This is a genomic window from Brevibacillus sp. NRRL NRS-603 (assembly GCF_003013445.1).
Classification (GTDB): domain Bacteria; phylum Bacillota; class Bacilli; order Brevibacillales; family Brevibacillaceae; genus Brevibacillus; species Brevibacillus formosus.
The window spans coordinates 475,406-496,297 of sequence record NZ_PXZN01000012.1 but is presented as its reverse complement, the minus strand read 5'-3'; the positions used below and the strand labels follow the sequence as shown (position 1 = coordinate 496,297).

Here is a 20,892-nt window from a genome sequence, read left to right as displayed (position 1 = left end):
TCATCATGATGGATACATTGAAAATTGGACCTTACGAGTTTCGCTCCCGCTTGCTGCTGGGGACAGGTAAATTCGCTGATTTGGATACACAAGGGAAAGCAGTAGAGGTGTCAGAAGCAGAAATTTTGACCTTTGCGATTCGTCGCTTGAATTTGGAAAATCCGCAAGAACCGAACTTTTTGGAACAACTCGATTTAAAAAAATTCACCCTGCTACCAAATACAGCAGGTGCCTATACAGCGGAAGAAGCAGTGCGTATTGCGCGTCTGGCTAAAGCATCTGGACTGTGTGACATGATCAAGGTCGAGGTTATTGGAGACCCGAAAACACTTCTGCCTGACCCGATTGGCACGCTCGAGGCATCGAAAATCTTGGTGGAAGAAGGCTTTATCGTGCTGACCTACACCAATGACGACCCGATTCTTGCTAGACGTCTGCAAGAGGTTGGCGTACATGCGGTTATGCCAGGTGCGTCACCAATTGGTTCCGGGCAAGGGATTGTCAACGAAAACAACCTCCGCTTTATCATCGAGGATGCGAAAGTACCGATTATCGTAGATGCAGGAATTGGCTCGCCAGCAGACTGCGCAAAAGCAATGGAGCTGGGTGCTGATGGAGTCTTGTTGAATACAGCGGTCGCACTCGCTGACAATCCTGTCTTAATGGCAGAAGCGATGAAGCTCGGGGTGGAAGCAGGGCGCAAAGGCTTCCTGGCAGGCCGAATCGCGAAAAAGCGTTACGCATCCGCGAGCAGCCCGACCGAAGGGATGATTGAGTAGCGTGGATCGACTGACAGAAGCGGTAGAATCGATTGCCAGCCGCAAAGAAGAGCTGTTCGCTCTATTGGCAGAGCTCGTTTCTCATCCGACTGTGAGTCCTCCCGCGCGAAACAGCGATGCCGCACAAGGAGTAATCGCCAACAGACTGCAAGCGATGGGATTCGAAGTGGATCGCTGGACGGTATATCCGGGAGACGACAATATCGTAGGACGGTTATCAGGGCGTGCCTCAACCCACGCAAACAGCTTGATTATCAACGGACATATCGATGTGGCTGAAGTCGGAGATGATACCGGGTGGACCTATCCACCTTTTGCTCTGACGCATGGCAAGGATGGCCGCCTGTACGGCCGGGGAGTTGCAGATATGAAAGGCGGACTCGCGGCAAGCTTGTTTGCGATCGAAATGCTGCGCGAACACGGAGTGGAGCTCCAAGGTGATCTGCTCTTTCAATCCGTCATCGGAGAAGAAGCAGGTGAAGCGGGGACATTGGTCGCCATCGAGCGTGGCTATCAGGCTGACTACGCCGTTGTAGTGGACACGAGTAATCTCCATATGCAAGGGCAGGGCGGGGTCATTACAGGCTGGATCACGATTGAGAGTCCGACGACGCTGCATGACGGAATGCGCGCACAGATGATTCATGCAGGCGGACGCGTTCGGGGAGCTTCTGCCATTGAAAAAATGGCGAAGGTGATCACTGCACTACAGGAGCTGGAGCGTGACTGGGCTGTCATGAAGTCCTATCCCGGCTTCCCGCCAGGCAGCAATACGATCAATCCCGCAGTCATCGAGGGAGGTCGTCACGCTGCGTTCATCGCAGACCGTTGCGCTCTCTGGATTACTGTTCATTTTAATCCGAACGAATCCTACGAAGAGATTATTCGAGAGATTGAGGATCACGTCGGGCGTGCGGCAGCAGCCGATCTTTGGTTGAGAGACAATCCTCCAACATTCCGCTGGGGTGGACGTTCGATGATTGAGGAGCGCGGTGAAATCTTCCCTTCACTGGAGTTGGATACGAAGCATCCGGGGTTGGCAACGCTGAAATCCGCATATGAGAGCCATATGCATCAAACGCCTATCATTAATATGTCGCCTACAGTAACGGATGCAGGCTGGTTTGCGCATGCAGGCATTCCGACTGTCCTATTCGGACCCGGTGAGCTCACGCATGCACATGCCGTAGATGAATCCATTGATCCTGACCAGCTTGTTCATTTTGCCCAGATCATGGCCCGTTTCATCGCCACCTGGTGCAATACCCCAAAGGAAGCGAAGGAGTGAGAATAGCATGGCAACCTTTACTGATCGTTTGAGAAAAAGTGTAGCCCCGATCTGGGAGCGTGTTCATCAACATCCTTTCGTCACCGGACTTGGAGATGGCAGCCTGCCCGTTGGTGCATTCAAATATTACATGAAACAAGACTACATCTATCTGATTGATTACGCGAAAATGTTCGCGATTGCGAGTGTGAAGGCGTACGATCTGGAAACAAGCTCCAGATTCGCTGCTTTGCAAGAATCGACGCTGAACACAGAGATGGAGCTGCATCGTCAGTATGCCGAGCGTTTCGGCATCTCTCGCGCGGAGCTGGAAGCAACCGAGCCTTCGTTTGTGATGTTGGGATACACCAGCTACATGCTGCGTGTCGCTCATCAAGGGTCGTTGGCGGAATTGGTGAGTGCACTACTCCCATGCACGTGGAGCTATTGGGAAATCGGCAAGCGCTTGGCACAAGTAGAAGGGGCACTAGATCACGAACTGTATGGCGAATGGGTGCGCATGTACAGCTCCGATGAGTTTGGGCAGTTGGCAATCTGGCTGATTGATATCATGAACCAATTGGCGGAAGGTAAGAGTGAGCAAGAACTGGCCAAACTGGAAGAGTATTTTGTCAACACCTCCAAAATGGAGTACATGTTCTGGGACATGTCCTACAGAGAGGAAATGTGGCCGTGGGAGAACAACTAGCTTTCGCCGACGTCAGCTTTTCGTATGGCGACAGGCAGATTCTCGATCATTTTGATCTGCGTGTGGAAAAAGGGGAATTCGTCAGCTTGATCGGTCCGAGCGGGATCGGGAAAAGCACCTTGTTTCAGCTCATCGCAGGTCTTCTTGAGCCAGGACAAGGCGATATCAGGCTCGGCGGAGTACCTGTGGCAAATCGTTTGGGGCAGGTCGGCTATATGCCCCAACGCGATTTGCTCATGCCATGGCGTACGATTGTCGAAAATGCAGCTTTGCCGCTGGAAATCAAAGGTATGACGAAAAAAGAAGCGCATGAGCGTGTCAGACAGGAATTGCCAAGGTACGGGCTTCAAGATTGGGCTGACAGCTATCCCGCCCAGCTTTCCGGTGGGATGCGCCAGCGGGTTTCCTTTTTGCGCGCATTGTTTTCGGGTGCAGAGATGATGCTGTTGGATGAGCCGTTTAGTGCGTTAGATGGAATAACGAGAATGGACATGCAAGAGTGGCTGATGGAAAAGTGGCAGGAAACTGCCAGTACGATGCTGATGATTACACATGACATCGACGAAGCTATTTTACTTGCAGATCGGATTATCGTGCTTTCAGGGAGTCCGATCACCAAGCCGATCGAATTAACCGTTCCGGTGAGCAGACCGCGAACGGCGAGCAGCCGCAACCAAGCCGGATTCCTGGCATTGCGTGAACAAATTTGGGAACTGCTTCGACAGGAGCGCCAAGCAGCAATGAAGCCGTTAAGGAGAGAAGCATGATGGGGAGAGGCATTTGGTTTGGTATCTCCATCGCTATTTTTCTTCTGGTGTGGGAAGCTGGATGCCGCTTCCTCGGAGTGCCGCCATTCATTTTACCACCACCTAGCGCTGTGGTTGTGTCTTTGTGGGAATTACGTGCCTCTCTAGTAGGTGTACATCTTTGGGCGACGTTAAAGGAAGTATTACTGGGGCTATCGATTTCGATTGTATTTGGAATCTCCCTTGCATTTGCAATGATTCGCAGTCGGATTGTGGAGCGCTTGGTCTATCCGTATATCGTCATCTCCCAAACGATCCCCATTATCGCGTTATCACCCGTATTCATTTTATGGTTCGGGTATGATTTATCTGGAAAAATCGCTGTTACGATTCTGTTTACTTTCTTTCCGATCGTCGTGAACACGTATGATGGGCTTCGCTCGACGGACAAGGAAATGCTCCAGCTGTTAAAGACAATGGGGGCAACAAACGGACAAATTTTCACCAAGCTGCAACTCCCGTCGAGTTTACCCCATTTCTTCAGTGGCCTAAAAGTGGCAGCTACCTACAGTGTGGCTGGGGCAACCATTGGGGAATGGCTGGGAGCGAGCGAGGGACTCGGGTACTTTGGCAGACGGGCATCCGGCAATTTTCAGGCTCCAGCGTTGTTTGCCTCGGTCCTGTTGCTCTCGATTCTCGGCATGCTGCTGTTTTGGCTGGCTGGACGAATCGAACGTCATCTTTCCCCGCATATGAAAATAAAAGGAGAACAACAATGAAACCTTTCAACAAATGGACGAAAGCATTCATGGCACTTACATTGGCAACAGGTCTTGCTGCTTGCGGCAATCAGGCGAGCTCGGATGCTGGTCAGATGCAAGCCCCTGCTGATAAAGGAACGGAGCCTACTGAGCTGACGATTGCGCTCGATTGGTATCCGAATGCTGTACATTCCTTCTTGTATGCCGCTGAGGAGCAAGGCTATTTCAAAGATGAGAACCTCAAGGTGACCATGCAAATGCCTTCAGACAGCAATGATCCGTTGAAGATGGCGGCTGCGGGCAAAGTGGATTTGGCCATCAGCTATCAACCACAGCTCATCCAAGCTCGTGCAGAAGGCGTTCCTGTCGTATCTGTAGGTGCACTCGTTCGTCATCCGTTAAACGTGATCATGACGCGCCAAGACAGTGGGATCGATACTCCACAAAAGTTGGCAGGAAAAAATATCGGTTATCCATCCCTTCCCCTTGATGAGTCGATCGTACGTCAAGTTGTGAAGTATAATGGTGGCGATGATTCCGGACTGACCTTCACGGATATCGGCTTTGACATCGTCCCAGCGTTGACGGCCAAAAAGGTCGATGCAGTGGTGGGTGGCTATATCAACCATGAACAACTGATTTTGGAAAAGCACGGTATTCCAGTCAATGTGTTCAAGCCTTTTGAGTTTGGTGTTCCAGACTATTATGAGCTCGTATTGGCGACAAGTGATGAGACTTTGGGCAAAAAGCAGAAAGCTGTAGAAGGTTTCCTGCGCGCGATTGGCAAGGGCCAGGACTATGTGAAAAATAATAAGGAAAAGGCACTCGATCTGTTGCTTGCCAAACAGGCTGCCGATTTCCCGCTAGAAAAAGACATTGAGACCAAGAGCTTGGATATCCTGATTCCATTGATGGATGCGGGGGAAAAGCCTTTTGCATACCAGACGGCCGAGTCTTGGCAAACACTGATTGATTGGATGAAAAAAGAGAAGCTGATAACAGCTGACATCAAAGCAGAAGAGATCATGCGCGATCTCGTGAAGTAATTGACCCTTTAAACAGTCAAAAAGCACCCCTTTGCACGCTTTTGAGAGTCTACTCTCCATAGGCGAGACAGAGGAGGTGCTTTTTCTATCATGTCTTTCTTTTAGGAGAAGAGGGGGAAACAAAGTTCTGCTGTCATCCCTTTTCCTGTATCGCTTGTTAACAACAGGTTTCCATGATGAGCGGCAGCAATACGTGCAACCATGGGCAAACCGAGACCATGACCATTGTGTGAGGGAGATTTTCTTTTTGATGAATAAGGCAATTCCACCAAGTCAGGCAGCATGGCTTGCTCAACGCCTTTTCCGTTATCTGTGACAATCAGGAGAGCATTGCGCTGGTTGGGTGACAGAGTCGTTTGCACGTGGATGTGACAGCCTGATGGGTTATGCACGATGCTGTTTTGGACCAGATTCGTGATGGCGCGGACAAGAAGTTTTTCATCGCCCATCACGAAGCATTGCTCAGTCGTGACATCCAGCTCAATGGTAAACGACTCTGCCAAATCATTGTTCAAAAAGTCAGTGACAATTTGTCGCGCTAGTGTCGATAGCCGAATCGGTTTGGTATGGATGGGCTGCATTTCGTATTCCAGCATGGAAACGAGATTCAAGTCGCTGACCAAAGACCGGAGCTTTTCCCCTTGCTTTCGAATAATGCTTGCTTTTTGCTGCTGTTCGTAAGGCACCACGTCGCTCTCTTCCAATTCACTGGCATACCCGAGCACCATCGATAATGGCGTTCGTATATCGTGGGAAATTCCTGCAATCCAGTTCGAGCGTGCTTCGTCTCTGGCTTTTAGCAAAGCGTTCTTCTCTTGCAGAAGCGACGATGCGTGATTGATGCTTCGGGCAATCCCGCTGAACATTCCTTTCGCCTCGAGATGTGTATGCTGATCTTCTGATAGAGCGTGAATCCCGCTAATCAGTGGGCGGATGGCCCGAATGAGTCGGGAGCCGATGAACAGCGAGAGTAGAGCGGCGAGCAGTATATTTCCGAAAAGCAAAGCCAGTAATCGATAAGGTAAATCACTAATCCAACTGATCGGGAAATGAATCTGGTACTTGGCGAGACTGTCCTTCGGGTAGCCTACGACGACTAGCCCCATCTCATGCTCCCAAACAAAAACGGGATAGTCCTGTAAGTAATTTCGCGAGAACTGCGCCACTTCTGCCAGAGAGTACGTGCGGGGCAATTGGTCTGGTATGGCGTAGTCCCAGATGACCTTCCCATTGTTCGCAATCAGCATGGCCCAAGCTTGGCTTTTTTGCAACCATTCTTCGGCATCTGGTTCCAAAGTATAGTGGGAACCGTTCTTGTGGAGACCTTCTGCAACAGTTTGTGTGACTTGAACGGGAGGAGCTCCTTCATTTATACCTTTGAAAACAAATGTACCGAGAATGATGTAATTGACGATGAGCAAAAAGACGGCGATCAGGATAGAAGCAGCTGTATAACGACGTAAAATTCGTGCGGCTCCATCCATCTATAACTCTTCCTTTACGAGTAATTTGTAACCGAGTCCTCTTACCGTCAGCAAATATTCGGGAGTAGACGGACATGGCTCGATCTTTTCACGAATGCGCCGCATATGTACCATTAACGTATTTTCATACCCGTAGTAATCGTCGCCCCATACGTATTGGCACAGGGCATCACTCGTGACGATTCGTCCCCGATTTTCATAGAGTTTTCGCAAGAGGGCGTGTTCCTTGGCGGTCAACGCGTATTCGTGGTGGTCTCTCGTCACGATTGCCGCCTCCAAATCGATCGTACTGTCACCAAGCTGGAAAACGGGCAGACGATCGATTTGGGGAGGAGCGTAAACGCGTCGCAAAATGACCAAGAGACGGAGAACGAGCTCGCGCGGCAAAAATGGCTTCACGATGTAGTCGTCAGCGCCCAGGCCAAGTCCGAGCAATCGATCTTCATCTTCCCCTCTCGCTGACAGAAAAATGACAGGGATTTGCGAAAAGCGACGGATCGAAGTCAAAAGTCCAAATCCATCGCCATCAGGCAGCATGACATCCAGGATCGCGACATCTGGCTTGTCCGAAACACATATCCCTAACGCCTCTTTACAACTACCTGCATGAAAAATACGAGAGAATCCTTCCTTACGCAAAAATCCATCGATCATATTTCTGATTTCAAGCTCATCTTCCACAATGAGCACTTTTTTCTGTTTCCACTCTTCCATATTGAATCACCCGTATTCATTATACTCGCTCGATTTGTGTGTTCTACCCATTCGGAGTCAATTTAAGGTTGTCGTAAGGTTGCTGTCAGCTTAGCGACGGGTTGGGACTCTATGATTTCGTAGAAGAGACCAACAGATAGGAGCGAGAAACGATGAATACGGTGATTCGAACAGAAAACCTTTCAAAACGTTATGGAGGAGCCTATTGTGTCCAGCGGGTGAATCTTGCGGTAGGAGAAGGGGAGGTCTACGGCTTCCTCGGTCCAAATGGTGCAGGAAAATCAACGACTCTGAAAATGCTGCTAGGATTAGTCAAGCCGACTGAAGGGAGTGTATCTGTATTCGGGAAGGATTTTAGCAGGAACCGACTTGAGATTTTGAGTCAGACGGGTTCCTTGATCGAGGCTCCTTCCTATTACGGCCATCTTACCGGCCTTGAAAATATGCGCGTCCTGCAGCGGTTGCGAGATGTCCCCGACAAACAAGTAGAGAAGGCCTTGCAAATCGTCCGTTTGGAAAAACAACAGAACAAAAAGGTAGATCAGTATTCACTCGGGATGAAGCAGCGATTAGGAATTGCCATGGCTTTGCTGCATTTTCCAAAGCTCGTCATCCTCGATGAACCGACAAACGGCCTGGACCCTGCGGGAATCGGTGAAATTCGGGAATTGATTCAATCATTGCCACACCAGTATGGAATGACCGTCTTGCTCTCCAGCCATCTACTCTCGGAAATCGAGCAAGTGGCCACATCTATCGGCATTATCCACGGGGGGAAACTCTTGTTTCAAGGGAGTATGGAGCAGCTGCAACAAAAGAATCAGCCTCAGGTTTGGTTGAAAACACAGGATAATGAAAAAGCAAGAAGGATTCTTCAAGATATAGAGCTTTCTCCAAGTCTCCAAGATGGCTTTCTTGTTATGGAAGGCATGGGAGACAGAGAGGCAGCGCAGACAAACCGGACGCTAATTATGGCGGGCATTGATGTTTATCGCATTGAAGTGCACAAACAAAGCTTGGAGAGTATTTTCCTTTCCCTTACAGGCAAGGAGGGGAGTTTGTAATGAGGACGCTTTGGCTGGAGTTTTATAAAATTCGACATAAGCGTTTGTTTCTCATGCCCGCCGTTCTTTTGAGTATCGAACTGGCATGGGGGTTTATGGCTGTCAGTATCTCCATGACAAAAAATCCGGATGCCGCAACGTGGAGCGCTATACTGGTTACGATTACAGCCATGAACGGATTGTTTTTGCCGATCGGTTCGGCTGTCATTGTTTCACGGATTTGTGATATGGAGCACAGAGGGCGTACATGGAAGCTGCTGATGGCTGCCTCTGTCAGTAGGAAAGCTGTTTATGCGGCAAAATTCGTCTCTGCGGCTGTTTTGATGGGGGGTGCCGTCATTCTACAGGTTTTCGCGATCATGGCATTTGGCATTGGCTTTGGATTAGCAGAGCCAGTCCCGATTGGCCTATTACTCCGCTTTGTAGCAGGGACCATGCTGACAAACCTCGTGGTGATTGCTCTGCAACAATGGGTCTCTCTCGCCATCAAAAATCAGGCATTTAGCCTATGCCTCGGGATGATCGGGGGCTTCATCGGCATGACAGCGAGCTTGTTTCCGCCACAAATCGGACGTCTTTTCATCTGGTCGTACTATGTAGACTTTTCGCCAGTTACGTATCAGTACGTGAACGAAACGATGCTGTTTACTACACGTGAAATCGGGATTCATTTGCCGATCATCGTCGTACTCATGGGCATCGCATTTTTCCTTGCTGGGAGCATTCACGTATCCCGGCAAGACGTATAGGGAGGACCTTGTATGCTAATTAGATGTTTGGGAGCAGAATGGGTAAAACTGCGTCGTTCTCGTATATGGCTCGTTTTGCTTGTGCTTCCTGTTTTCAGTACGCTGATCGGTTTCGCCAACTACTGGATGAACCAAGCGATCCTGCAAAATGGCTGGTATAGCCTGTGGACGCAGGTGAGCTTGTTCTACGGAGAATTTTTCTTGCCCATTCTGATCGCGATCTGCTGTTCGTTCGTGTGCCGACTGGAGCATGGAAACCGTAACTGGAATGTGATACTGACAGCGCCTGTTTCGACTCCAACGATTTTTTTCGCGAAGCTGGTGGTGGTTGGCGTTCTCCTTTTTGTTGTGCAGCTTTTCTTCTTCGTGCTGTACATGTGCGCAGGATTCATCGCCGGATTACCAACACATTTTTCGTTTCCACCGGAAGTGTTCGGATGGATCATGCGAGGCTGGCTGGCTTCGCTCACCATCATCGCCTTCCAACTATGGCTTTCTACCCGGCTACAGAGCTTTGCTGTACCTGTCGGCATTAGTGTTTGCACTGTTTTTGTAGGGTTGGGCTTGTATGTGTCTGGGCTCGGTATGTTTTTTCCTCTGTCACTTTTGACGATTGGCATGGGCGTGCTCAGTCAAGAGAGTTTGTCGCTAGGAGAGCTGGGGACTTTTGTCGTCATGTGTGTACTGTTTGTGACGAGCGGCTGTGCGCTGGGGATTCGTCAGCTAACGAGAGCAGGTCTTTAACAGTTTTCGCCACATTAACGGTTTCCCTTTCCTGTCAAACAACCTTATAATAGAAGGTGAATGCTTGAATGAGGAGAAGTTTCCATGGACGACAAACACATAAACAAGACGAATAGCAAATGGGTGATCTGGGGTTTTATTCTCAGTGTACTCGCTTGTGCTGTGTCTATGGTGATTTTTATCTACGTGATGCGCAACTGACAGCACATGATGGTAACGTCAAAAAACCGCTCGTTTACGAGAGCGGTTTTTTGCTGTGTTGTTAGCGGGATATCGCTGTTATCTTTCGGACAACTTCTTCTTGGGACAGCTGGTTCAGCTCGGAAAAGCCGAGGTTGGTAAGAGCAATGGTTTTTCCTTGGGAGATTGGATAAACGCCTTGCCAGAGACCTGCTGTACTGTACAGCTGTGATCCGCTCACTTTTCGTAAAAACAATAAATAATTTCCCTCCGCCAGCGGCCCAGGATATTGCAGGTTGAGCGGACTGGAGGCATCGGGAAGCGGTTCTACGCCAGTGCTAATCACAGTTAATCGTCTGGATGACGAGCCTTTTATGGCTGTTGTTACATGGAGGCTTTGTGTGTAGTTTACGATCTTGCCTTGGGGAATGGTGCGTCCCGTTGGATAAGCTCGATGGTTACTGTCAATCTGCCCGATGACGATCAAGTCGCACTTTTTAACGAGCTCCTTAAGAGAAGAATAGGGGGAGGGATCTACTTGTACACGCCCGATGTCGGTTTGGGCATGGACGGGGAATGAAAAGGCGCAGAGAATTGACAAACTGAGAAGCAATCGATAGAACATGAAACGATTTCCTCCAAACAAAAGAAGTCTTGAAGGTAGTATGAACGGAATGGGTATCGTTCATGCTTGTTGACTTTTAGTATAATGGTAATATTCCGAATAAATAGAATACTCGCTATCATGATGGCGTACTGTGATTTGTTGGTGGAAATCGCCCAGACTATGACAAGGAGGTTATCATGAATCATTTGTTTGCTTTTCGACGTGTCGGTACGTGGTTTTTCGTGTTGGCTCTCTTGTTGCAGGTAGCAGCTTCGCCTGTGCTAGCCAAGGAAGAGGCCGCTTCTTCTAGTCCTCTTGCACTCAGCATCGAAAAATTCCTCGCCGATTTGAAAAACGATGAGAATAGCAAGGGGATGTACGCTGGAATCGCGGTCTACGATCTAACCGACAAAAAGTATGTATATAAGCACAATGCCAAACGTAATTTTATCCCGGCTTCCAACATGAAGCTGTTTACGACCATTGCGGGTCTGGATAAGCTGGGGCCGGATTATCAGTGGAAGACCGAGGTGTTTGTTTCAGGAAAGTTGAATAACGGAGGCATTTTGCAAGGAGATCTGATTTTAAAAGGCTATGGGGACCCTAGTCTGAAGCCAGACGATTTGCAGCAAATGGCAAAAGCTATCAAAGATTTGGGGATCAAACGAATTAATGGAAACCTGCTTCTCGATGATAGCTATTTCGATGAGACCAGATTGGGTACGAGCTGGATGTGGGATGACGAACCGTATGGGTACAGCGCTCAGGTAAGTGGATTAGCCGTAAATAAAAACTTTACAACCCTAACCGCAACCCCTGGAAAAACGGTGAACGATGTCCCCGTCTTGACCATGAATCCGGCTACCACATACATAACAGTCACAAACCAGTTGAAAACGACAGCGGGTAAGGAGAGCAACGTGCTCGTCGAGCGTCCGCGCGGGAAAAATGAAATTATTGTATCCGGTACGATCGGGGTGCAAGCAGCTCCTTATGATGAGGATGTCACAATGGAAGATCCGGCTTTTTATGTGGGCGACCTATGGAAGGATCAGTTGCTGAAACAAGGGATTGCCTTACATCCGAAGACAGAAGTGAAAAAAACAGTGCTGCAAAGCGGAGTACCGCTCTATACCCACTTATCCAAACCATTGGGTGAAATCACGGTGGAGCTTAACAAGGATAGTGACAATTTTTATGCGGAGATGCTTCTAAAGACGCTGGGCGTTACTCAGAAAGGTGAGGGCAGCTTTGAAGCAGGCAGTGAGGCGGTAGCGGAGGTGATGAAGCGCGCTGGCATTGAGTCAGGCTTCCGTCAGGTCGATGGCTCGGGGTTATCGAGATTTAATATGATCACGCCAGAGCAGATGATTGAAACGCTTGTCTTTTTGCAGGAGCAAGAATATCGAACGGAATTGGAAAAATCACTCCCAATCGCAGGAGTAGACGGCACCTTGAAAAACCGCATGAAAGGAACCAGCGCGGAAAAGAATTTGGTTGCAAAGACAGGTTCGTTAAGCGGAGTCAGTACCATGTCGGGTTATGTAACAGCAAAAAATGGTCATAAGCTGGCTTTTTCGATTTTGATCAACGGCATTTATAAATCGAAGTATGCAAGGGAGCTACAGGATCGAATCGGAATTTTGTTAACAACCTACCCGGATATCGCAGCACCGGAAGGATTCAGCCCTCCAGAGGAAAAGACATACCCCCTTTCTGCTTTGATTGATCCCATCCTCGATACGCCGGAAGCTGCAGGGGTAACGGCTGGAATCATGATCAAATCGTTGGATTCAACAGATGACCCTGTTTTATATGAGCGTGATGCGGACACACTGCTTACCCCAGCTTCCAATCTGAAGCTGCTGACGACTGCCACAGCGTTGAACCAGCTTGGTTCGGACTACGTATTCAAAACGGAAGTGTATGGAGACGCTCCGATCACCTCTACGGGCATCCAACAAGGCAATCTGTATGTGAAAGGTTACGGCGACCCTACCTTGCATACGGAGAATGCGCTAAAAGTGCAGGAAGGTGTGTCAATTGAAAAAATAGCAGGGTGGCTCAAGCAACAAGGAATCACGCGTATCAATGGGAACCTCGTGATGGATGACAGCTACTTTGACCAACAACGGCTGGGTCTCGGCTGGGCATGGGATGACGAGAGCTACTACTACAACCCGACCATAGGGGCTCTAGCAATGAACAGAGGGACGGTCATGATCGAATTCAAGCCGGCTAACGATGCTGGCGAACCAGTGGAAATCAATTTGCTTCCCAAAACAGCGTATGTGCAAGTAATCAATGAAGCCAAGACCGTACAGAAAGGGGAAGCAAATACGTTTGCTATCCTGCGTGACCGTGGGACAAATACCATCAGACTGTCAGGGAACCTCCCACTTGATCACGAAGGGGATTACGAGCGTGTACCGGTAGAAGAGCCGGCGAAGTACGTGGGGTCTGTTCTGAAGGAAACGTTGGAGCAGCAAGGAATTGCGTTTGCTCCGAAAAGCGAAGTGATGATTCAGCCAGTTCCTTCAACAGCAGTGAAATGGACACAATTTGAGTCAATGCCACTCAAGGAAATCGTTCAGTACCTCAACAAGCGAAGTGACAATTACTACGCAGAAATGCTCCTCAAGACACTCGGAGCCGCAAAGAAAGGCAAAGGGAGCGCAGCCATTGGTGCAGAGGTCGTTCAGGAAACCGTAGCTTCGCTCGGCGGGAATACCACCTTCGACATGATGGATGGCTCAGGATTGACCCGCTACAATCTTATTTCTGCTCGGCAGATCGCCTCCGTACTTGAGGGGATGACCAAAGAATCGACATTTGCCGCTTATGATGAATCTTTACCCATAGCGGGAATAGACGGGACACTGAAAAACCGCCTAAAGGACACAACTGCCGCGAATAATCTTCATGCGAAAACAGGTTCGATGACAGGTGTAAACACGCTGTCGGGCTATATCACGACCAAAGGCAAAGAGAAGCTCGTTGTTTCGATTATGTTCAATGGGTATGTCGAAGATGAAGAGTTGTTTATCAAGATGCAGGATCAGATTATTGAGATACTGGCCAGTTATGAATAGGAATCACGCAAAAAAGGAGCCCCAAAACCGGGAGCTCCTTTTCTATTGGTATCGTCTCTTGAACTGGGTCAATGCCTGTAGCGGTCAATCAGCGGGCGACATATCTATATTCAGATTAGGAAGCAGGCGAAGTATAGAACAGCGGTGAAGGAGGGGAAAAAGAGAAGATGTACCCTGCACTCTTTCATTGGAAGCGTTTGGAGCAAGTCGTAACAGGAGTGCTTGTACAGGCAGGTGCCAGACATGAGCATGCAAGGCTTGTCGCAGAATCCCTCGTCCATGCTGATTTACGCGGCATCGAATCCCATGGTTTGGCGAGGCTGCCGATCTATATCCAACGAATCGAAGCAGGCTTGATCGAATTAAACGATGAACCAGTGGTATGGAAACAGGAGGGAGCAACAGCACTGGTAGACGGCAAAAACCAACTGGGTGCGGTGGTCGGGGTTGCGGCATTGGAGGAAGCGATTAAGTTGTCGGGGCAGATGGGAATTGGGGTAGTTGGTGTTCGTCATTCCAACCACTTTGGCTCCTGTTCGTACTATGCAGAACGAGCGATTGCAGAAGGAAGGATTCTTCTGGTCCTTTCCAATGCCCCTGAAGCTATGGCGCCAACAGGAGGGATTCGCCCTTTTTTCGGAACGAATCCGATTGCGGTGGGAATACCGGCAGGGAAAGAACCATCTTTTTTGCTAGATATGGCTACAAGTGTCGCTGCCAGAGGAAAAATCGCCTTAGCCGCTAAAAAAGGAGAATCCATTCCTGCCAATTGGGCCATCGATCCCAAAGGGAAGGAAACGACTGATCCCACACAAGCCTTGCTAGGATCACTATTGCCGATTGGGGGAGCAAAGGGTTATGGATTGGCGATGTTCATCGATATCATGTGTGGGCTGCTAACAGGAGCAGCAACGGGACCACATGTAAAAAGCTTATATGACAATTGGCAAGATCCACAAAACGTCGGACATCTATTCTTGACAGTCGATATTGAACGATTTATGCCCCTCCCCGATTTTTGCGCCAATATGGATGCATACATTCGTGAGGTGAAAAGCATTCCTACGAAAGAAGATGTATCGGAAATTTTTATACCTGGGGAGATCGAGAGTCGAAAAAAGCAAGAACGCATGGAAAACGGTATTCCATTCGAACCGAATTTGACAAAAGAACTCGGCCAACTATGCCTCGCCTATGGAGTCGATTTGGAGGCTGCGTACCATCTCCCCTAACCAGATTTCCTTTCGCAGGAGGTTTCATGGACAATCCATCGCACATAGACTAATGTCATCGGTTTGGAAAGGAGTGAACCGCCTATGCAACGACACATGTGCAAAGGCAAAATTCACAGGGCGACAGTTACGCAGGCCGAACTGGATTACGTGGGGAGTATCACAATTGACGTTGCTCTCATGGATGCGGCAGATATCAAGCCGTATGAAATCGTGCAAATAACCAGTTTGCGTAATGCCACGCGCTGGAAAACATACGCGTTACCCGGAGCATCGGGTAGCGGAGTCATCTGTCTGAACGGTCCACCTGCCCACCTATTCTCGCCAGGAGATCTCGTCATCATTTTGAGTATGGGCATGTACGATGAAACCGAGATCGAACAGCTGGTTCCCAAGGTCGTGTTTGTAGACGAACAGAATCGTATCACGAAAATAGAGGAGCATCATCTGATAAAGAATGGAGAGACACTGCCATAAAACCGCCAAACGTAGGAAAATGGGGCAAGCATAAGCACATGGTCAAAGACGAACTTTTGCAGGAGTATTTGCCCAAAACCCGCGTGTACTCTCCTGAAGAGCTGTGGCAGTATGCAGAAGCGTTTACTCACGTGATGCTGAAGCCTTCGGGAGGCGGCGGTGGGGCAGGGATTATTCAAGTAACGGCGCGAGGAGAAGAGAAGTATTTGGTCCATAGTGGGAGTCGTCAGCGTCTCGTAAAGGGAAAAGAGGCCACGATCCGATACGTGGAATCGTTGTTTCGGCCAAAAACATACCTGCTCCAGCCACGTATCCCACTCGGACGAATCAACGGCAAGCCTTTTGATGTGCGTGTCATGATCCAGCGCAGGAGCAACAAGGAGCCTTGGGTGATAACAGGGTGGTGCGCAAAGCTTGCAGGTCCGGGCTATGTCGTGACAAATGTGGCTCGCAGCCGTGGAAAAGTGTTGCCCATCCAGACGGCAATCAAGCTGTCGAATATAGAGGCAGGCCCGCATCTCTTGAGTGATATCCGCATGATAGCCGCAGCGGTAGCTAAGCGATTGGGAAGAGCCTATCCGACACTCCGGGAGATTGGTTTGGACTTAGGAATCGATGTGGACGGCAAACCGTGGATTATTGAGGCCAACTTCAGACCTTCTCTTTCTCTTTTTCAAAAGCTGGAGGATAAGACCTTCTACAAACGAATTGTTTCCATGCGAAAACGATAGGAGGAAAACCACTTGTCGATGTTGCTCAAACGGTAAGCTATGGGCAGGTGGTTTCCTCTGTTTTTTTACTCCTAATAAAAGTGGGAAAAATCTTTCAATTACAACAATGGCGCTGCTACTAGCGAAGGAACGCAAAAGTTGATAGAATGCCTCTCAATAAGATGGGAGGTAATATACACGTCGATGATAAATTTGTCTAAGAAAGAAATGCTGCTGGTCAGTTTTATGCTGTTTTCGATGTTTTTTGGTGCAGGAAACCTTATTTTTCCACCCTATCTGGGTCAAGAGGCTGGTTCCCTTGTTTGGCTGTCGATTACAGGCTTTGTATTATCTGCGGTTGGTCTGCCCATTCTTGGTGTGATTGCCATCGCAAAAGCAGGGAGCTTTTACCAATTGGCAAGTCGTGTTCATCCAAGCTTTGCTCTTATTTTTCCTATTTTGATTTATGTGTCGATTGGACCCGCACTTGCCATCCCACGTGCAGGCAGTCTCGCGTACGAGATGGGAATGGCGCCGTTTTTGCCGGCACAAGCCGCTGATTCCACCTGGAGTCTTTTCCTCTATACGATCGTATTTTTTGGCATTGTCTTTTGGTTCAGTCTGACCCCTTCCAAATTGATTGATCGCTTTGGAAAAATACTGACTCCTACCCTGTTGACTATGATTGCTTTGATCTACGTCAAGAGCTTATTCACACCACTTGGTCCAACGGGAGTACCAGCAGGAAAATATGCTACCAATCCCGTTGTGCAGGGTTTTCTAGACGGGTATTTAACGATGGATGCTTTGGCTGCACTCGTATTTGGTATCGTGATCGCCAATACGCTGCGGAGCAAGGGAATTGAGGACAAAAAGCAGCTGTCTGCGAATATGATCAAAGCAGGCATCGGAGCAGGTATGTTGCTGACATTCATCTACGTCATTTTGGGATTGCTGGGTTCATCCGGTGCCTCTTTAGGAAGGCCGGAGAATGGCGGGCTACTCCTTACAGCAATCATGAGGCAGTTATTTGGGACAAGCGGTACACTGATTCTTGGTGTCATCTTTACCGTTGCCTGCCTCTGTGTATCAATTGGCCTCGTAACTTCCTGCAGCCAATACTTTCATGGACGATTTAAAGGGTTGTCCTACAGAGGATGGGCGATTATTCTCTGTGTCCTGAGCATGGGCGTCGCAAACTTGGGTCTATCGGAGATTTTAAGTGTATCTGTCCCAATTCTGGGTGCTATTTACCCGATTGCTATCGTGCTCATTTTGTTGGCGTTGCTAGAGCGCTGGATCCCTACGCATTCTTCTGTGTATATGACGACTGTTGCAGTTGTTACCGTTTTTGGTGTCGTGGATTTGATGAATCTTACGTTTTTTAATCAGAGCTGGAACGATATCTTGGGTGTCCTTCCGTTTTATAAGGAAGGCGCTGGTTGGATCATGCCAGCAATATTTGCTGGTTTTGTCGGTGTTCTGTTCGACTTTCGGAAAAGGACAGACCGCACAGGAACAGAAACAAAGACTTCCCCATCCAAATAAGGTAGCACGAAAGAGAGGGCTTCGTTTTCGCGAAGCTCTTTTCTTGTGAAGGAAGCATTTTGTTACTTTTTTCAAGGTTCATTCGTATTAAAAGTGTTAAAGCCTAAGGAGCAGTTGAGGAGGTTCATTGACGTGAAAGTAGCACCTGTTTCGGAAGGTGAGCGAATTCGGCAGCTAGATGGGATTAGAGGCTTTGCCCTTTTGGGGATCTTGCTAGTGAATATGCACTCATTTTTGTATCCCATCATGTTCTTACCAGATGCAGGGATGGTCAATACCCATTCGGAAATGGATGGTTGGATACGGCTTTTGTTTAACATGTTTGTACAGACGAAGTTTTACACTATCTTTTCGTTTTTGTTTGGGGTAGGCTTCTTTCTGTTTATGCATCGCGCTGAGAGCAAACAGTTGCCTTATCAAAGCCTTTTTACTCGCAGACTAGTAGTTCTGCTGATTTTCGGGATGACCCATCTCGTTTTCCTCTGGTATGGAGACATTCTTCATACGTACGCCCTAGCTGGTTTTCTTCTGTTGCTGTTTTACCACAGGCAAGAGAAGACGATCAAAAGATGGGCGTGGACGCTCTTGATTGGTATGCAGGCCCTGTCTGCTATGATGCTGACTGTTCCTGAGGACCTCGTTTCTATGCCAGATCAAACAGCGCTCATTCAAAAGGCTATTGATGCCTATACCAATGGGTCGATTATCGAGAGGTTGCAATTCCGGGTTGGTTACGAAATTCCGGTAGTTCTTTCCTTTGAGTTTTATGTCATCCTATCGGTATTTCCTCTCTTTTTATTCGGATTCTTGGCAGCCAAGCGGGGCGTATTTGAGAGAACGGAAGCATTTATTCCAGCCATTCGCCGCGTATGGTGGCTGGCGCTGGGCTTGAGTGTTGTGCTTGTACCGATGATTCCGCTTGTTCAATTTGGCATCGTAAAATTTCCTGCCTCGATCTCGATCGCCGTTCAGACATTTGTTACCTGGAGCGGTCTTAGTCTGTGCGCTTTTTACATCACGTCACTGTTGCTTCTTTATCGGAAAGAGAGAGGCAAGCGCATGCTGAAGCATTTGGAACCGGTCGGCAGAATGGCCTTAAGCAACTACTTGAGCCAAACGATTATCACTGTATTGGTTGTGCGTGTTGGACAGTTGTACGGAACGCCTGAGCTGGCTCTCGGTTTGGTGTTTAGCTTAGTGATCTTTACTGCCCAAATCTTCGTTAGTCGCTGGTGGCTCGCCAATTATCAGTTTGGTCCGGCAGAATGGCTTTGGCGCTGTTTAACATACGGCAAACTCGTACCAATGAGACGAAAAGGAGGTTCTCATGCGATTTGACACGCTCATGACAATGGCTGTCGTGCTTGTGCTGACGTCCTGTTATTTTTATTTGTGGAAAAGGCTTCGCTCGAAAACGTCCAGTTAATTTGGGCGTTTCTTTTTGTTCCTTCAGCGTAAGCGCAGAGCCTCGGATAAAAGTGGCATGATTGGGGCAAAATTTTCCTATCTAACAAGCCGAGTAACAAGCAGCAGCGCTCTGAAAGTAGGAAGGAGAAAGAGGATGGCGGGCAACTGGATTCCGTTTTTGATCGGCTCCTTTGTAGGATCAATGGCAGCACTCATCGTGGTGGGACTGCTTTTGATCTGTCTTTTTCGCCCTCTTACCCAGTGGGTGCTCGCCAAGTTCATGAAGCGCCTTATGTCAGACCGCTATCCGGAAAATATTTTTGAGATGGTCTCCGCAATGACCAAAGTCAGTCCACGCTACGTTCTGGAGAACAGCTTGCGAGCAGCTACTGGACAAGCCATTGAGCGTCCTTTCGGAAGTCCACGCAAGTTCTTGAACTTCGATAGCTTGATATTTTCTCCTGCACAGCTAGCCAAGATGCCTTCGAGTGAGGATGCAGAAGTGGATATGCGAATTACGATTGGACCTATGGCAAAAAAGCCGTTAACCTTGGACATTCCGCTCATGGCAGGGGCAATGGGATACGGTATTGGCGTAAGTGCCGATGTGAAAATCGCGATGGCAAAAGGAACGGCCGCAGTGGGGAGTTTGACGAATACGGGTGAAGGTCCGTTACTGCCGGAAGAAAGGAAATATGCCAAACATCTGATTCTCCAATACAACTCGGGAAAGTGGGCAAAGGAGCCGGAAATTTTGCGACAGGCGGACGCCATCGAAATCCATTTTGGGCAGGGGGCGACTGCAGCTGCCGCGAGCTTTATCCCCGCTGAATATATCCAGGGAAGAGCTGCTGAAATTATGGGGGTTCAGGATGAAGAAATGATCGTCATTCCCTCGCGGCACCCGGAAGTATCGAAGCCGGAGGAACTCAAGAAGCTCGTAGACAAGTTGCGCACCATAACAGACGGCGTTCCGATTGGCGTCAAAATCTGTGCCAGTGCCATTCTTGAAAAAGACTTGGAGATTGTAATCCAAGCCGGTGTAGATTTTATCAGTATTGATGGCGGACAAGCGGGGACAAAAGGAGGACCTCCCATTCTGGAGGATGATTTCGGTTTGCCGACGATTTATGCCCTGACCCGTGCCGTGCGCTATTTGAAGAAAAAAGGTGTGAAAGAACGAATTACCTTATTGTCTGGGGGCGGATATAATACCCCGGGTGAGTGCTTGAAAGCGATTGCTCTGGGAGCAGACGGCATCTTTATGGGGACGGCTGTTTTGTGGGCGATGACTCATGATCAGGTGACAAAAGCAATACCGTGGGAACCGCCGACAGAGCTGATCACCTATCCAGGGAGCTTGAAAAACAAATTCGACCCCGATTCAGCCGCGAAATACTTGACTAACTTTTTTCTTTCGTTCGTGGATGAGATGGAAATTGCCATCCTCGCACTGGGGAAAACGTCTCTTCGTGAAGTGACCGCAGCGGATCTCGTCTCACTCGATGAGATGACGAGCAAAGTGACGAAAGTACCCCTTGCCTATCATTCATCCTCTTCCAGTTAAAATCGCTTG

The 20,892-nt window shown here is 48.7% G+C and carries 19 protein-coding genes; 16 read left to right on the top strand and 3 right to left on the bottom strand.

The features are described from left to right. Positions 1–5: 5 nt before the first annotated feature. The 6 genes from C7R94_RS09480 to C7R94_RS09455 are packed head-to-tail and all read left to right on the top strand — an operon-like array spanning position 6 to position 5,308. Positions 6–779, top strand: coding sequence for a thiazole synthase (locus C7R94_RS09480; RefSeq protein WP_186380573.1), 774 nt, complete (start codon positions 6–8; stop codon positions 777–779). Then, complete coding sequence (locus C7R94_RS09475; RefSeq protein WP_106780365.1) at positions 772–2,067, top strand: acetylornithine deacetylase; 1,296 nt, start codon at positions 772–774, stop codon at positions 2,065–2,067. The genes C7R94_RS09480 and C7R94_RS09475 overlap by 8 nt, the downstream gene beginning before the upstream one ends. A 7-nt stretch (positions 2,068–2,074) precedes the next feature. Then, positions 2,075–2,755 carry a thiaminase II gene (tenA, locus tag C7R94_RS09470; protein WP_088907749.1) on the top strand — a complete coding sequence of 227 codons (681 nt, stop codon included), beginning with the start codon at positions 2,075–2,077 and terminating at the stop codon, positions 2,753–2,755. After that, positions 2,740–3,522 (top strand): ABC transporter ATP-binding protein, encoded by a 783-nt coding sequence (locus C7R94_RS09465; RefSeq protein WP_106780363.1) that lies wholly within the window; start codon positions 2,740–2,742, stop codon positions 3,520–3,522. Before tenA ends, C7R94_RS09465 begins: the two co-directional genes overlap by 16 nt. After that, positions 3,522–4,280, top strand: a complete 759-nt coding sequence (locus C7R94_RS09460; RefSeq protein ID WP_106780360.1) for an ABC transporter permease — start codon at positions 3,522–3,524, stop codon at positions 4,278–4,280. Before C7R94_RS09465 ends, C7R94_RS09460 begins: the two co-directional genes overlap by 1 nt. Next, positions 4,277–5,308 (top strand): ABC transporter substrate-binding protein, encoded by a 1,032-nt coding sequence (locus C7R94_RS09455; RefSeq protein WP_106780357.1) that lies wholly within the window; start codon positions 4,277–4,279, stop codon positions 5,306–5,308. Before C7R94_RS09460 ends, C7R94_RS09455 begins: the two co-directional genes overlap by 4 nt. 101 nt (positions 5,309–5,409) lie before the next feature. Here the strand turns inward: C7R94_RS09455 and C7R94_RS09450 are convergent, their stop codons facing one another. Both C7R94_RS09450 and C7R94_RS09445 read right to left on the bottom strand, forming a co-directional pair. Next, a complete protein-coding gene (locus C7R94_RS09450; RefSeq protein WP_106780355.1) occupies positions 5,410–6,792 on the bottom strand; it encodes a sensor histidine kinase in 1,383 nt (460 codons plus the stop codon). Next, positions 6,793–7,506: a response regulator transcription factor gene (locus C7R94_RS09445; RefSeq protein WP_106780353.1), complete on the bottom strand. Its 714-nt coding sequence runs from the start codon at positions 7,504–7,506 to the stop codon at positions 6,793–6,795. It abuts the gene before it with no gap. Positions 7,507–7,658: 152 nt separating this feature from the next. Between C7R94_RS09445 and C7R94_RS09440 the strand changes: the two genes are divergently transcribed. The 3 genes from C7R94_RS09440 to C7R94_RS09430 are packed head-to-tail and all read left to right on the top strand — an operon-like array spanning position 7,659 to position 10,063. Further along, positions 7,659–8,570 carry an ABC transporter ATP-binding protein gene (locus tag C7R94_RS09440; RefSeq protein WP_106780350.1) on the top strand — a complete coding sequence of 304 codons (912 nt, stop codon included), beginning with the start codon at positions 7,659–7,661 and terminating at the stop codon, positions 8,568–8,570. Then, positions 8,570–9,319: an ABC transporter permease gene (locus C7R94_RS09435; protein WP_106780347.1), complete on the top strand. Its 750-nt coding sequence runs from the start codon at positions 8,570–8,572 to the stop codon at positions 9,317–9,319. The genes C7R94_RS09440 and C7R94_RS09435 overlap by 1 nt, the downstream gene beginning before the upstream one ends. Positions 9,320–9,331: 12 nt before the next feature. Next, on the top strand, positions 9,332–10,063 hold the full coding sequence (locus tag C7R94_RS09430; protein ID WP_106780344.1) for an ABC transporter permease: 732 nt from the start codon (positions 9,332–9,334) through the stop codon (positions 10,061–10,063). A 262-nt stretch (positions 10,064–10,325) separates the two neighbouring features. On the opposite strand, the gene C7R94_RS09425 is transcribed toward C7R94_RS09430, so the two are convergent. After that, the gene (locus C7R94_RS09425) at positions 10,326–10,868 is read right to left on the bottom strand and encodes a hypothetical protein (RefSeq protein ID WP_106780342.1); all 543 of its coding nucleotides are present in this window, start codon (positions 10,866–10,868) and stop codon (positions 10,326–10,328) included. 179 nt (positions 10,869–11,047) lie between these two features. Here C7R94_RS09425 and dacB point away from each other — a divergent pair, with 179 nt between their 5' ends. The 7 genes from dacB (at position 11,048) to C7R94_RS09390 (ending at position 20,883) form a co-directional block, all read left to right on the top strand. Next, positions 11,048–13,942 carry a D-alanyl-D-alanine carboxypeptidase/D-alanyl-D-alanine endopeptidase gene (gene dacB / locus C7R94_RS09420; protein WP_106780340.1) on the top strand — a complete coding sequence of 965 codons (2,895 nt, stop codon included), beginning with the start codon at positions 11,048–11,050 and terminating at the stop codon, positions 13,940–13,942. A gap of 167 nt (positions 13,943–14,109) precedes the next feature. Further along, positions 14,110–15,174 (top strand): Ldh family oxidoreductase, encoded by a 1,065-nt coding sequence (locus C7R94_RS09415; protein WP_106780337.1) that lies wholly within the window; start codon positions 14,110–14,112, stop codon positions 15,172–15,174. A gap of 84 nt (positions 15,175–15,258) precedes the next feature. Then, positions 15,259–15,651, top strand: a complete 393-nt coding sequence (panD, locus tag C7R94_RS09410; RefSeq protein ID WP_047067291.1) for an aspartate 1-decarboxylase — start codon at positions 15,259–15,261, stop codon at positions 15,649–15,651. A 38-nt stretch (positions 15,652–15,689) separates the two neighbouring features. Beyond that, a complete protein-coding gene (locus tag C7R94_RS09405; protein ID WP_106780334.1) occupies positions 15,690–16,382 on the top strand; it encodes a YheC/YheD family protein in 693 nt (230 codons plus the stop codon). Between the two features lie 183 nt (positions 16,383–16,565). After that, entirely contained in the window at positions 16,566–17,909 is a 1,344-nt protein-coding gene (gene brnQ, locus C7R94_RS09400) for a branched-chain amino acid transport system II carrier protein (RefSeq protein WP_106780332.1), read from the top strand. A gap of 132 nt (positions 17,910–18,041) precedes the next feature. Next, positions 18,042–19,247 carry a DUF418 domain-containing protein gene (locus C7R94_RS09395; RefSeq protein ID WP_106780330.1) on the top strand — a complete coding sequence of 402 codons (1,206 nt, stop codon included), beginning with the start codon at positions 18,042–18,044 and terminating at the stop codon, positions 19,245–19,247. A 223-nt stretch (positions 19,248–19,470) separates the two neighbouring features. Then, positions 19,471–20,883 carry an FMN-binding glutamate synthase family protein gene (locus C7R94_RS09390; RefSeq protein WP_106780328.1) on the top strand — a complete coding sequence of 471 codons (1,413 nt, stop codon included), beginning with the start codon at positions 19,471–19,473 and terminating at the stop codon, positions 20,881–20,883. The last annotated feature ends 9 nt before the right edge of the window (positions 20,884–20,892 follow it).